Source organism: Rhodoferax sp. WC2427, assembly GCF_040822085.1.
Lineage (GTDB): Bacteria > Pseudomonadota > Gammaproteobacteria > Burkholderiales > Burkholderiaceae_C > Rhodoferax_B.
The window spans coordinates 4,526,541-4,539,848 of sequence record NZ_CP162006.1 but is presented as its reverse complement, the minus strand read 5'-3'; the positions used below and the strand labels follow the sequence as shown (position 1 = coordinate 4,539,848).

Sequence of the window (13,308 nt, the reverse complement as noted above, 5' to 3'; positions counted from 1 at the left end):
ACGGCAACGCCATTGCGCGGCGTATGGCGCTGGTTTGGAATGCTGGCGGGGGCCCGGATGGACGGACGGCGCAAGCACCGGAGTCGGCGTTGCGGGTCTGCCCGAAAACCCGTTTTGGGCGGCCTGGGAGGTCGGAATAATTAGCCCTTTCAAAAACCAGCCGCCGCATGGGCGTACTTTGCACCGAGCGCTGGCTGGCAGGCACTTCATAGCAGGCTGACTTGATGGGGCTAGCTGAAATCCGACACTAATTGATGGTGCTGCGACGCAAGTGCATTTACGTACTTGAAGTCCCAAAAATATTTGAATCGCACTTTGAAAATCATTCGGCCGAATAAGCGCATATACCGATACAAGAAAAAAATCCCACCCTATGATGGTCGGTGAGTGCAAAGCTACTTTGCTCTTGGGGTAGTTGCATGATTTTCAGGCCTCTCCAGCGGACCCCTATCCATCGACTTTGAAGGAATTTTTGATATGCCCATGAACGACATCCATCCAGAATCCGGCATCATTTTGGACCGCCGCCAGCTCATCACGGGGGCCGCCGCTTTCGGTCTGTCAGCGACTTTCGGCGCCATGCCTGCCATGGCCCAAGGTGCACCAAAAAAGGGCGGAACCCTGCGCATGGGAGTGGAAGGCGGCTCGGCTTCGGACAGCTTTGACCCCCGCACCTATGCCGACTCGGTGATGATCAACATCAGCCTGATGCTCTGGAACAACCTGGTCGAAGTGGCCGACAACGGCGACGCCACCGGTGAGCTGTTTGAAAACTGGGAAGTCAAACCCGGTGCCGCCGACTGGATTTTCAATATCCGTAAAGGCATTACCTTTGCATCTGGCAAAACACTGGATGCCGACGATGTCATTTACTCGATCAATATGCACCGCGGCGAAACCAAATCGCCCGCCAAAGCCCTGCTGGCCGATATCAAGGAAATCAAGAAACTCTCGCCTACGCAAATCCAGATTTTGATGACCAATGGCAACCTGGATTTGCCATATAACCTGAGCGATTACCACATCATCGTCGTGCCCAATGGCACAACCGATTTCAGCAAGCCCGATGGCACCGGTGCCTATCTGCTGGAAGAGTTCCAGCCCGGCGTGCGCGCGACCTTCAAGCGCAAGCCCGGCAACTACTGGAAGCCCAACCGCGGCAACTTTGACCGCGTGGAACTGCGCTACATCGGCGATGCCGCTGCCCGCACCCAGGCACTGGTGACCGGCCAGGTGGACGTGATCAACCGCGTGGACCCCAAGACCGCCGGCCTGCTGGCCAAGAGCAAGGGCATCAAGCTGTCGCGCACGCCCGGTGCCGGTAACCGGTTTGCGTTTGTCGCGCACACCGACAAGTCGCCCTTCAGCAACCCGGACCTGATGATGGCGCTGAAGTTCGGTATCGACCGCAAGAAGATCGTGGACAACGTGTTCTCGGGCTACGCCTCCATCGGCAACGACCACACCGTGGGCGCGAAGATGAAGTACTACGACCCCAAGCAAAAGCTGCACGCCTACGATCCCGACAAGGCCAAGTTCTTCTTCAAGAAGGCCAACATTGCCGGACCGGTGGAGTTGCAAGTCTCGGAAGGTGCCTTCTCGGGTGCTACCGACAGCGGCCAGGTGTTCCAGGAATCGCTGTCCAAGGCCGGTATCCAGCTGGACCTGAAGCGCGTCTCGGGCGACGGCTACTGGGACAACGTGTGGCTCAAGCAACCCTTCTGCGCGGTGTACTGGGGCAACCGCCCGACCATCGACAACCAGTTGACCAGCACCTTCAAGGCCAACACCACCTGGAACGACACCCACTTCAACAACCCCGAGTTCGAGAAGTTGCTGGTGGCCGCCCGGGTGGAACTGGACCAGCCCAAGCGCGCGCAAATGTACGCACGTTGCCAGGAGCTGATCAGCGAAAACGCCGGCATGGTGTGTTTTGCGGTGCAGGACTACATCGATGCGTACAACGCCAAGCTGGGCGGTTTGACCGTCTCTGGCCGTTACGACCTGGCCGATGACCGTATCGCCGAAAAAGGCTGGTTTATCTAAAGCGCACTCCCAGGCTACGGCGCAAGCGCTTTCCGCGTAGGCGGAGGCGTGTGCTCTGTCGCTAGCGGGGTGGGGCGTGTCCCCACTCCGCTTTTTTTGGGTCAACCGCCCGTGTTGCCCTCCCGTCCACTCGGAAATTGCTATGGCGAAATTGATATTTAACCGCTTTTTTTTAGGCGTGCTGACACTGTTGGCCGTGTCGGTGTTGATCTTTGTGTGCACCGAAATTTTGCCGGGCGACGTGGCTTCGGCAGTGCTGGGCCAGGGGGCTACGCCCGAGGCACTGGTCATCTTCCGCAAGGAGCTGGGCTATGACATCCCGTCTTACCTGCGTTACTGGCATTGGCTGACCGGGGTGCTGCATGGCGACCTGGGCATTGCGCTGACCAACAAGCGCGTAATCGTCGACGAAATTTTGCCGCGCCTGGGCAACACCATGTTCCTGGCCGGGTATGCCGCGCTGATCGCGATTCCGGTGGCCGTGGGCCTGGGGGTGTTTTCGGCCATCAACGAAGGCAAGATCTCGGACAAGCTGGCCAACATCCTGTCGCTGATCGCCATCTCGTTTCCCGAGTTCTTCATTGCCTATTTGCTGATCATCTTTTTCTCGGTGAATGTGGACTGGTTCCCGTCACTGTCCACGGTGTTCAAGGGCATGCCGTTTACCGAGCGCGTCTACCAGACGACGCTGCCCGCCATCACCCTCACGCTGCTGGTGGCCGCGCACATGCTGCGCATGACGCGCAGTTCGGTGCTGTCGGTGATGTCCACGCCCTACATTGAAATGGCCTTTCTCAAGGGGGCCAAACGCGGGCGCGTCATCACCCGCCACGCCCTGCCCAATGCGGCTGCACCCATCATCACCGTGATCGCCCTGAACCTGGCCTACCTGGTGGTGGGGGTGGTGGTGATCGAGGCGGTGTTTGTCTACCCCGGCCTGGGGCAGCTGATGGTGGATGCCGTGTCCAAGCGCGACGTGCCGGTGATCCAGGCCTGCGGCCTGGTGTTTGCCATGGTGTTTGTGCTGCTCAATACCGTGGCCGACATTTTGGTGATTTTGGTCAATCCCCGCCTGCGCCACAAACGCTAACCAGAATAGAGACGAGAACCCCATGAAACTCTTCGGACAAAAACCCACCCTGTCGGCCTGGTTCGGCCTGACGGTGGTGGCGATCTTCATCTTTGTGTCCCTGTTCACGCCTTGGCTGGCGCCGTATGCGCAGTCGGCCAACATCGGCGAGACCTGGGCCGAGCCCTCCAAGACCATGTGGCTGGGCGGCGACCAGATCGGGCGCGATATGTTCACCCGCATTCTGTATGGCACCCGCATGACGATTGGCGTGGCATTGGCCATCACGTTGCTGTCGTTCTTTATCGGCATCGTGCTGGGCTTCATCAGCGCGGTGGTGGGGGGCTGGGTGGACGTGTTCTTCAGCCGCCTGGTGGATGTGATGCTGTCGATCCCGGGCCTGATCTTTGCGCTCATCGTGCTGGGCGTGTTTGGCTCCAGCATCCCGGTGCTGATCCTGACCATCGCCGTGCTGGACTCCACCCGCGTGTTCCGGCTGTCGCGGGCGCTGGGCATGAACCTGTCGGTAATGGAGTACGTGGAGGCGGCCCGCCTGCGCGGCGAAGGCCTGTGGTGGATCATCAGCCGCGAAATTTTGCCCAACGCCTGGGCACCGCTGGTGTCGGAGTTTGGCCTGCGCTTTTGCTTCAATTTTCTGTTCATCGCCGGCCTGTCGTTCCTGGGCCTGGGCATCCAGCCGCCGTATGCCGACCTGGGCGGCATGGTGCGTGAAAACGCCGCCGCCATCAACTTCGGGATGATGGCCCCGATCTACCCGGCCGCCACCATTGCACTGCTCACCGTGTCGGTGAACCTGGTGGTGGACTGGATGTTGTCCATGGACGCGCGCCCCTCCGGCGCACAGGCCGAACTGTAATTAAGACTGACCTGCGCAGCGCCCGTGTACCGGGCTTGCGGCCCCGCCACACGGGCGCTGCACAGGTCCCAAAGGAAATACGACCATGGACAAGCAAATCATTCTGCAAATCAAAGGGCTGCGCCTGGAGAGCATGGCGGGCGCCGCCATCGTGGACAACGTCGACCTGAACCTGCGCAAGGGCGAGGTCTTGGGCCTGATTGGCGAGAGCGGGGCGGGTAAATCCACCATCGGCCTGTCCAGCATGTGCTACGCCCGTGCCGGGGTGCACATTGCCGGCGGCGAAATCATTCTGGACGGCGTGAACATCCGCGCCCTCAACGCCGAAGGACGGCGCAGCGTGCGCGGCAAACGCGTGGCCTACATCGCCCAGTCGGCCTCGGCTGCCTTCAACCCGGTGCACACCCTGATGGACCAGGTATGCGAAGCGCCGCTGCTGCACAAGCTGATGACCCGCACCGAGGCCGAGGCCTGGGCGCGCCAGCTCTTCAAGTCGCTGGACCTGCCCAACCCCGACACCTTTGGCGCGCGCTACCCGCACCAGGCCTCGGGCGGGCAGTTGCAGCGCGCCATGGCGGCCATGGCCATGTCGTGCCGCCCCGATGTGCTGGTGCTGGACGAGCCCACCACCGCACTCGACGTGACCACCCAGATCGAGGTGCTGATCCTGCTCAAGTCCCTGATCAAGCAGTACCACACCGCCGCGCTCTACATCACCCATGACCTGGCCGTGGTGGCCCAGGTGGCCGACCGCATCAAGGTGTTGCGCCACGGCAAGGAAGTGGAAGAAGGCGAAACCCAGCAAATCCTCACCCACGCCAACCAGGACTACACCGCCCGGCTGGTGGCCGTGCGCGGGGCCGCGGCCAGTGAGCGTGCCAACGAGGCCACCGTCAAGCCCGAGACCGTGCTGTCCATCAAGGACTGCCAGGCCTATTACGGCGATTTCCATGTGGTCAAGGGCGTGTCGCTGGATGTCAAAGGCGGTGAAACCGTGGCCGTGGTGGGCGAATCCGGCTCGGGCAAATCTACCCTGGCGCGCATCGTCACCGGCCTCTTGCCGCCCAAAAGCGGCGAAATCATCTTCCAGGGCAAGGCCTTGCCACGCGCCCTCAAGGCCCGCGACAAAGAGCTCAAGCGCCGTATCCAGCTGGTCTACCAGATCCCCGACGTGGCCATCAACCCGCGGCACAACCTGCTCGACATCGTGGGCCGCCCGGTGCAGTTCTACTTTGGCCTGGGCCGCCAGGCCGTGCTGGAGCGCGCCAAGGAGCTGATGGCGCTGGTGGAGCTGCCGGTGGAGTTTTTGCAGCGCCGCCCCGGCCAGCTCTCGGGCGGGCAAAAGCAGCGCGTGTGCATTGCCCGCGCCCTGGCTGCCAAGCCGGAGTTGATCATCCTGGACGAGCCCACCTCGGCACTCGACCCGCTGGTGGCCGAGGAAATCCTCAAGCTGCTGCGCAAGCTGCAGTCCGAGCTGGGCCTGTCGTACGTGCTGATCACCCACGACCTGGATGTTGTGCACCGCATCGCCCACCGCACGGCGGTGATGCTGCAGGGCCAGTTTGTGGCATTTGATGCGACCGACAAGATCTTCCACAACCCCGAGCATCCCTACACCCGCAAGCTGATCACCGCGGTGCCGGAAATGCGGGTGGACTGGCTCGACGGCGTGCTGGCCGAACGCCTGGCCGTGGCGGCCTGACCCGCAGGCTGTAGACCCCGGGGGCCGGGCTTTCGGGTTCGGCCCTGTTTTCATTCGCCCCCCTATGCAAAACCAAACCGTGCGCGGCATTGTGTGTCTGTGCCTGGGTGTGCTGGTGTTCTCGCTGCAGGACGCGATCATCAAGCAGGTCAGCGGCGCCTACCCCCTGACCGAGGTGGTGGCCATCCGCTCGCTCGTCGGGGTGCCGGTGCTGTGGGCCCTGGTGCAGCGCGAGGTGGGCTGGCGGGCGCTGTTCACCCCGCGCTGGGGTGTGCTGGCGCTGCGCGCGCTGATCCTGTTCATTTCGTACACGGCCTACTACATGGCGTTTCCGGCGCTGCCGCTGGCCGACGCGGTGGCGCTGTATTTCACCGTGCCCTTGTTCGTCACCGCGCTGGCCGGGCCGTTTCTGGGCGAGAAGTCGGGTTGGAAGGTTTGGCTGGCGGTGGTGGTGGGCTTTGCCGGGGTGATGGTGATGCTGCAGCCCGGCAGCGGCCTGTTCGAGCCCGCTGCGCTGCTGTCTTTGCTGTCGGCGGCCATGTACGGCAGCTCCATGCTGATGGCACGGCGGCTGGGCACCACCCAGGCTGCGTCGGTGATGTCATTCCACCAGAATGCATTTTTCCTGCTGGGGGCCCTGGCCACCGCCCTGGTGCTGCACCAGCTGGGCATTGTGCGGGCCGAGCATCCCAGCCTGTCGTTCCTGGTGCGACCCTGGGTGCCGCCCACGCTGCTGGACGGTTCGCTGATGGCGGTGTGCGGCGTGGTGGCCGCCGTGGGCACCTTGTTTCTTACCAGCGCCTACCGCATGGCCCGGGCCAGCATCGTCACGCCGTTCGAGTACACCGGCATGCTATGGGCCCCCACCTGGGGCTATGTGTTCTTCCACGAGGTGCCACGCGCCACCACGGTACTGGGCGGGGGCATCGTGGTGGCCGCCGGGCTGGTGGCCCTGCGCGCGGCCCACAAGCCCTGACCCACAAAAAAGCCGCGACAGGTCGCGGCTTGGTGAAGGCTATGCTTTTTATAGCTGCTCTCGCCCATTCCATAAGCGCAAGCAGCCTGAAAAGCACATAACTTAGTCGTCGCTCAAGAGCACGTTGTAAATGACGGCACCGAGGATGGCGCCGACGATGGGGGCCACCCAGAACAGCCACAGGTCGCCCATGGCGCCGGGCACGAACAGCGCGGGGCCGGTGCTGCGGGCGGGGTTGACTGAGGTGTTGGACACGGGGATGGACACCAGGTGGATCAGCGTCAGGCACAGGCCGATGCTCAGGCCGCCAAAGGCACCGGCAGCGCGCTTGGCGGTAGAGCCCAAGATCACGACCAGGAAGATGGCGGTCATGACCACCTCGGTGATCAGCACCGACATCATGCTGAAACCGCCAGGCGAGTGGGCACCAAAGCCGTTGGTGGCAAATGCGCCCGCGCCGGTGAAGGCCTTGGCCGCATCAAAGTCGGCCTTGCCCGACACGATCAGGTACAGCACAAATGCCGCTGCGCACGCGCCCAGCACCTGCGCAATGATGTAACCCGGCAGGCCGCTGGCGGGGAAGCGCTTGCCCACCGCCAGGCCGATCGACACCGCGGGGTTGAAGTGGCCGCCGGAGATGGGGCCCAGCGCGTACGCGCCCGTCACCACCGTCAGGCCAAAGGCCAGCGACACGCCCAACAGGCCGATGCCCACGCCCGGAAAGGCGGCGGCCAGCACGGCACTGCCGCAGCCGCCCAGCGTCAGCCAGAAGGTGCCGAGGAATTCCGCCGACCATTTTTTGAGATTGCTATCCATTGTGTTCACTCCTATGTGTATTGAATCCATGCATACAGCCGCAATGGGCGAAACCTGCACGCGGCGGCCATCATCGTCGCAGCTGAATGTGACGCGGGCAACTAATTCACACAATTCGCGGTTTTTTGCTGGGAAATTTGTAATAGCCATTTACAAATACCAAAGTTCATTGACACCCGAGCCCCTTCCTGGAGGTTTAGAGCATGAACAGGCTCCCTGGGCCTTGCAATCAGCCCGCCCGGCCATAATTGAGGGTTGCCCGGCAACGCAGCGTGCCGACACCTCTTTCAGAACCATTCACACATACCAACATGACCAAGCAAACGCTTTCCTTCCAGGCCGAAGTGGCCCAACTGCTGCACCTCGTCACCCACGCGCTGTATTCCAACAAGGAAATCTTCATGCGCGAGCTGGTGTCCAACGCCTCCGACGCGTGCGACAAACTGCGTTTTGAAGCCATTGCCAACCCCGCCCTGTACGAGGACGCCACCAACCTCGAAGTCCGTGTGGCCTTCGACAAAGATGCCAAAACCCTGACCATCACCGACAACGGCATCGGCCTCACGCAGCAGGAAGCCATCGACAACCTGGGCACCATCGCCAAGAGCGGCACCAAAGACTTCGTCAGCAAGATGTCGGGCGACCAAAAGGCCGACTCGCAGCTCATCGGCCAGTTTGGCGTGGGCTTTTACTCCGGCTTCATCGTGGCCGACCGCATCACCGTGGAGTCGCGCCGTGCCGGTGTGCCTGCCACGGAAGGCGTGCGTTGGTCCAGCGACGGCGGTGCCGCTGGCGGCGACGCGTTCGAAGTGGAGAACATCACCCGCGAAAAGCGCGGCACCAGCGTGATCCTGCACCTGCGCGACGACGCGCTGGACTACGCCTCTGCCTGGAAGCTCAAGTCCATCATCGGCAAGTACTCCGACCACATCAGCCTGCCCATCCTGATGGAAAAGGAAGAGTGGAAAGACGGTGACCTGATCAATCCTGAAGACGAAAACGGTGGCCGCCAGCCCGGTGGCATGGTCAACACCGGCGAATGGGAAACCGTCAACAAGGCCAGCGCCATCTGGGCCCGCGCCAAGAAAGACATCAGCCAGGAGCAGTACGACGACTTCTACAAGCAGATCAGCCACGATTTCGAAGCCCCGCTGGCCTACACCCACAACCGCGTGGAAGGCAGCACCGAATACACCCAGTTGCTCTACGTGCCCGGCAAGGCCCCGCAAGACCTGTGGAACCGCGACAAAAAGGGCGGCCTGAAGCTGTACGTGAAGCGCGTCTTCATCATGGACGATGCCGAAGCCCTGCTGCCCAGCTACCTGCGCTTTGTGAAGGGCGTGGTGGATTCCGCCGACCTGCCGCTGAACGTGAGCCGCGAGCTGCTGCAAGAGAGCCGCGATGTCAAAGCCATCCGCGAAGGCTGCACCAAGCGCGTCTTGGGCATGCTGGAAGACCTGGCCAAGCACAACGCACTGCCGGAATCCACCGGCGACGTGACGGACGTGGTCAGCGACGAAGACAAGGCCCTGGTCGGCAAGTACAGCCAGTTCTATGCCGAATTCGGCGCGGTCCTCAAAGAAGGCCTGGGCGAAGACTTTACCAACCGCGACCGCCTGGCCAAGCTGCTGCGATTTGCCAGCAACACCACCGACACCACCACCGTGTCGCTGGCCGACTACAAGGCACGCATGAAAGAAGGCCAGGAAGCCATCTACTACATCACCGCCGACAACGCCGCCGCCGCCAAGAACAGCCCGCAGCTCGAAGTCTTCAAGAAAAAGGGCATCGAAGTGCTCTTGATGACCGACCGCGTGGACGAATGGGCGCTGAACTACCTGCAAGACTTTGACGGCACCCCGCTGCAGTCCGTCGCCAAGGGCGCGGTCGACCTGGGCAAGCTGCTGGATGAGGACGAAAAGAAAGCCGCCGAAGCCGCCGCCGAAACCTTCAAACCCCTGCTGGCCAAGCTGAAAGAGGCGCTGAAAGACAAGGCCGAGGACGTGCGCGTCACCACCCGCCTGGTCGACAGCCCCGCCTGCCTGGTGGTGCAAGACGACGGCATGAGCACCCAGCTCGCCCGCATGCTCAAGCAAGCTGGCCAGACCGCCCCCGAAGTCAAGCCCGTGCTGGAAGTGAACGCCGAACACGCCCTGGTCAAGAAACTGGAGGGCTCGGTGCACTTCAACGACCTGGCCCACATCCTGTTCGACCAGGCGCTGCTGGCCGAAGGCGGTTTACCTGCCGACCCGGCGGCCTACGTCAAGCGCGTGAATGCCTTGCTGGTGTAAGTGGATTTATACGAAAAGTGGCTCTGGCGCTTGTTCGATGAGCGTAAGCAGCTACTGATTTCGTAGCGTCACTGTTATAGAGAAGCCCCGCGGTTGTGAGACTGGCGGGGCTTTTTTGTGGATTTGCATTCCGTGGTGGCTCACCTCACTTTTTTCACCCCTTGGAGTCGAAGTGGATGTACGCTTGAAGGCCGCAATGCGGGCCCAGCGCGAGCCTCAAACGTCCGCAGGTTAACGTTGCACATCGCATGGAGGCGCGTGATGGATGCCAGTGTTTTCAAGCAGACTGTGGAAATGCTGTTCCAAAACAACCAGCAAATCCACGAGAACATCAAGTTTGCCGACCAGAAGGCTGGCGCAGTGATCACGGCCAATACGGCGCTCCTGGCCTTGATTTACAGCACCATTCCATCGGGCGCGGTGTTGTGCAAACTGTGGACGGGTTTTCTGGTGTGTTTTATCCTGGCGGTGGCGATCGCCTTGGCTTTTTTTGCGATCAAACCCCGCGGAAGCAGAAATTTGCGGCGTGGTCCCGGCGTTGTGGATTCGATACGCATCAATCTCTACGGGCTTCGCGACTATTTAGACCGGGCTGCGACCATCTCGGAAGATGATTTTCTGTGCGAGCTCCGCACCTTGATACACGATCGATCCCATATCGACGAGCGCAAGTACTTTTATTTGCGCGCATCCCTGGGGGTGTCGGCGCTTGGATGGCTTGCGGCACTGGTCTTTGCCGCCTGGGTCAAGTTACAAACTTGAAGGTCGGCGCCGCGGTTAATTGTTACAGCAGCCCCTCCTATTTCCCCACAAAATGGCGGTTTAGTCTGCGCAGGAGACCGCCATGACCACCTCTACGTCCACCCCTGGCACCGTGCGCTTCCACCGCGTGCTGCGCGCCCCGGCCGAGCGGGTCTACCGGGCCTTTCTCGATCCCGATGCGCGGGTCAAGTGGCTACCGCCGCATGGGTTCACGGCCAAGATCCACCACTCGGAAGAGCGGGTGGGTGGAAAGTTTCGCATGTCGTTCACCAACTTTGGCACCGGCCATAGCCATTCGTTTGGCGGCACCTTCACCGAACTCACGCCGCACACCCAAATCCGCTACACCGACACCTTTGACGATCCGAATCTGCCGGGCGAGATGCAGGTCACGGTGACGTTTCGCCAGGTCGCCTGCGGCACCGAGCTGCACATCGTGCAGGAAGGGATTCCGGCGGTGATCCCGGTGGAGTCTTGCTACCTGGGCTGGCAGGAGTCGCTGGGCATGCTGTCGCAACTGGTGGAGCCCGAGATTCCCGATGGGGCTTAAAAGTTGGGGGGCGTCGGGCGTGGTGGCCGCGTCGGTGCTGCTGGGAGGGTGCAGCTCGGTGGGCGTGGGGGTCAGCGTGCCGCTGTTTCCCGGTGTCAGCATCGGGGTCGGCGGCGGCTCGGGCGGCATGTACCTGGGCCTGGGGACCGGGGTGGGGCCGGTCGGCGTGGGCGTGGGGGTCAACCAGCGCGGCCAGGTGAGCACTGGCGTGGGGGTTGGCACCAGCACCAACGTGGGTGGCGCGCAGGTGGGGGTGGGGGTGGGCCCGGCACGGTGATCTACGACCCGCAGCAGCAGCAACAGCCGCAGCTGCACCAGCAACGGCCAGGCCGGTAACGGATTTTTGCTATGTATAAAGTAGCTGCTTGTGCCGGTGGAATAAGCACAAACGGCCCAAAACTCTCCAATATCCATGCCATCTGAACCATTGCGTCTGGCGGTGTTGACGGGCGGCTCTACCGGCCTGGGCCTGGCGCTGTGCGAGGCTTTGGCCGAATGCGGCTACCGGGTACTGGAGTTATCGCGCAGCGCGCCGCATGCTTATTCGGTGCAGCTAGATCTGGGCTTTGGGACGCGCTACGAGGTGGGCGACTACGCTTAACCGGCCTACACGCGCCGCTTTTGCCAGATCACCAGCCCGATGCCGCCCAGAACGGCTACCGATGCCAGCACCAGGCGCAGGCTGGCCGACTCGCCCAACAATGCGATGCCGCCCAAGGCCGCCAGTACCGGCACGCTGAGTTGCACGCTGGCCGCTGCGGTGGAAGACAGCGTGGGCAAGGCGGTGTACCAGATGGCGTAGCCAATGCCGGATGCCAGTGCGCCCGAGGCCACGGCGTACAGCAGGCCCGCGGTGTCCAGCGACAGGTGGGTGTAGCTGGCCGCCGACACGGCCAGCGCCAGGGGCACGGCACGCACAAAGTTGCCCGCGGTGACGGCCAGCGGGTCGCCCGCGCCCTTGCCCCGCAGGGAGTACACGCCCCAGGCCACGCCCGCGCCCAGCATCAGCAGGGCACTGACCAGCGGCGGCGCGGCCAGGCCGGGCAGCAGCAAGGCCAGCAGCCCGGCCAGGGTGAGCAATACCCCGAGGGACTGCAAGGGCCGCAAACGCTCGCCCGCCCACAGGCCGTGGCCGACCATGGTGGCCTGTACCGCGCCGAACAGCAGCAGCGCGCCGGTCGCCGCCGAAAGGTGCACATAGGCCCAGGAAAACCCCGCCGCATACGCGCACAGGGCCGCGGCGGAAATCCAGTTGCCTTGGCTATTCGCGCCAGCCTGGCCGCTTGGGCGCCATTGCAGCAACAGCCACAGCGTCAGCGCGCCCGCGACCAGCCGCACGCTGGTGAAGCTGGCGGCATCGATGGCAGTGTGGCGCAGCGCCAGGCGGCACAGCAGGGAATTGCCCGCAAAGGCCAGCATGGCACAGGCCGTGAGCAGCAGGGAGCGGGTGCGGGTCATGGGGGTGTCCAAAGTCCGGGGGATGGGCGATCTTACCCACCAGACTTTTGCCAATCCCGGCGTATTTAGGGCTTTTTGACCGCCTGCGCTTATCTGTTGGGCGTAAGCAGCTACTTTTTATGTAGCAACAGGTTCAGCGCTCGGCCATGGCCAGGCGCGCCGCCATGCCCAGAAACACCGTGCCCGCCATGCGGTTCAGCCACAACTGGGCTGCGGGCGAGCGGCGCAGCCGGGTGCTGACGGTGGCGCTGAACCAGGCGATGGCCCCAAAGGTAATCAGCGTGGAGGCGATGAAGATGGCGCCCAGCACACCGATCTGGGTGGCGATGGGGCCGCGCTCGGCGTGCACAAACTGTGGCAGCAGGGCCAGAAAGAAGAACACGATTTTCGGGTTGGTCAGATTCATCACCCAGCCGCGCAAGAAGATGCGGCGCAGGTCGGGTTGCTGCTCCACCGGCGCGGCCAGCGTGCCCGCCGGGGCGCGAAACGCCTGCCAGGCCAGGTACGCCAGGTAGACCGCGCCCACCACCTTCAGCACGGTGAACGCCGTGGCGGATGCTGCAAACACCGCCGCCAGGCCCAGCGCCACCGCCAGGGTGTGCACCGCCAGCCCTGCGCACATGCCCAGCATGGCCACCAGCCCGGCTTTGCGGCCCTGGGTGACCGACTGCATCATCACAAAAATATTGTCCGGCCCCGGTGCAAAACCCAGCATGAAAACCAGGGCGAAGAAGGCGAGGCAGGTGTCGATGGACGGCATA

The 13,308-nt window shown here is 62.7% G+C and carries 12 protein-coding genes and 1 pseudogene; 10 read left to right on the top strand and 3 right to left on the bottom strand.

Going from position 1 to position 13,308, the window contains the following annotated elements; translation table 11 throughout:
- The first annotated feature begins 483 nt into the window (after positions 1 to 483).
- The 5 genes from AB3G31_RS21180 to AB3G31_RS21160 all read left to right on the top strand — a co-directional run bounded on the left by AB3G31_RS21180 (position 484) and on the right by AB3G31_RS21160 (position 6,670).
- Positions 484 to 2,046: an ABC transporter substrate-binding protein gene (locus AB3G31_RS21180; protein ID WP_367848015.1), complete on the top strand. Its 1,563-nt coding sequence runs from the start codon at positions 484 to 486 to the stop codon at positions 2,044 to 2,046.
- A gap of 142 nt (positions 2,047 to 2,188) precedes the next feature.
- The gene (locus AB3G31_RS21175; protein ID WP_367848014.1) at positions 2,189 to 3,136 is read left to right on the top strand and encodes an ABC transporter permease; all 948 of its coding nucleotides are present in this window, start codon (positions 2,189 to 2,191) and stop codon (positions 3,134 to 3,136) included.
- 22 nt (positions 3,137 to 3,158) lie between these two features.
- Positions 3,159 to 3,992: an ABC transporter permease gene (locus tag AB3G31_RS21170; protein WP_367848013.1), complete on the top strand. Its 834-nt coding sequence runs from the start codon at positions 3,159 to 3,161 to the stop codon at positions 3,990 to 3,992.
- A gap of 85 nt (positions 3,993 to 4,077) precedes the next feature.
- The gene (locus AB3G31_RS21165) at positions 4,078 to 5,694 is read left to right on the top strand and encodes an ABC transporter ATP-binding protein (RefSeq protein ID WP_367848012.1); all 1,617 of its coding nucleotides are present in this window, start codon (positions 4,078 to 4,080) and stop codon (positions 5,692 to 5,694) included.
- A gap of 64 nt (positions 5,695 to 5,758) precedes the next feature.
- Positions 5,759 to 6,670, top strand: a complete 912-nt coding sequence (locus AB3G31_RS21160) for a DMT family transporter (protein WP_367848011.1) — start codon at positions 5,759 to 5,761, stop codon at positions 6,668 to 6,670.
- A gap of 102 nt (positions 6,671 to 6,772) precedes the next feature.
- On the opposite strand, the gene aqpZ is transcribed toward AB3G31_RS21160, so the two are convergent.
- Complete coding sequence (gene aqpZ / locus AB3G31_RS21155; protein WP_367848010.1) at positions 6,773 to 7,486, bottom strand: aquaporin Z; 714 nt, start codon at positions 7,484 to 7,486, stop codon at positions 6,773 to 6,775.
- A 311-nt stretch (positions 7,487 to 7,797) separates the two neighbouring features.
- On the opposite strand from aqpZ, the gene htpG reads away from it, so the two are divergent.
- The 5 genes and pseudogenes from htpG to AB3G31_RS21130 all read left to right on the top strand — a co-directional run bounded on the left by htpG (position 7,798) and on the right by AB3G31_RS21130 (position 11,690).
- Positions 7,798 to 9,777: a molecular chaperone HtpG gene (htpG, locus tag AB3G31_RS21150; protein ID WP_367848009.1), complete on the top strand. Its 1,980-nt coding sequence runs from the start codon at positions 7,798 to 7,800 to the stop codon at positions 9,775 to 9,777.
- 261 nt (positions 9,778 to 10,038) lie between these two features.
- Positions 10,039 to 10,539: a hypothetical protein gene (locus tag AB3G31_RS21145; RefSeq protein ID WP_367848008.1), complete on the top strand. Its 501-nt coding sequence runs from the start codon at positions 10,039 to 10,041 to the stop codon at positions 10,537 to 10,539.
- A gap of 82 nt (positions 10,540 to 10,621) precedes the next feature.
- A complete protein-coding gene (locus AB3G31_RS21140; RefSeq protein WP_367848007.1) occupies positions 10,622 to 11,089 on the top strand; it encodes an SRPBCC family protein in 468 nt (155 codons plus the stop codon).
- A pseudogene (locus AB3G31_RS21135) lies at positions 11,079 to 11,425 on the top strand (hypothetical protein). The gene AB3G31_RS21140 and the pseudogene AB3G31_RS21135 overlap by 11 nt, the downstream one beginning before the upstream one ends.
- A gap of 76 nt (positions 11,426 to 11,501) precedes the next feature.
- Positions 11,502 to 11,690: a hypothetical protein gene (locus AB3G31_RS21130; RefSeq protein WP_367848006.1), complete on the top strand. Its 189-nt coding sequence runs from the start codon at positions 11,502 to 11,504 to the stop codon at positions 11,688 to 11,690.
- 5 nt (positions 11,691 to 11,695) lie between these two features.
- Here AB3G31_RS21130 and AB3G31_RS21125 read toward each other — a convergent pair whose 3' ends face one another.
- Together AB3G31_RS21125 and AB3G31_RS21120 are read right to left on the bottom strand one after the other, a co-directional pair.
- On the bottom strand, positions 11,696 to 12,547 hold the full coding sequence (locus AB3G31_RS21125) for a DMT family transporter (RefSeq protein WP_367848005.1): 852 nt from the start codon (positions 12,545 to 12,547) through the stop codon (positions 11,696 to 11,698).
- A 133-nt stretch (positions 12,548 to 12,680) separates the two neighbouring features.
- Positions 12,681 to 13,307 (bottom strand): LysE family translocator, encoded by a 627-nt coding sequence (locus AB3G31_RS21120; RefSeq protein ID WP_367848004.1) that lies wholly within the window; start codon positions 13,305 to 13,307, stop codon positions 12,681 to 12,683.
- Position 13,308 lies beyond the last annotated feature (1 nt).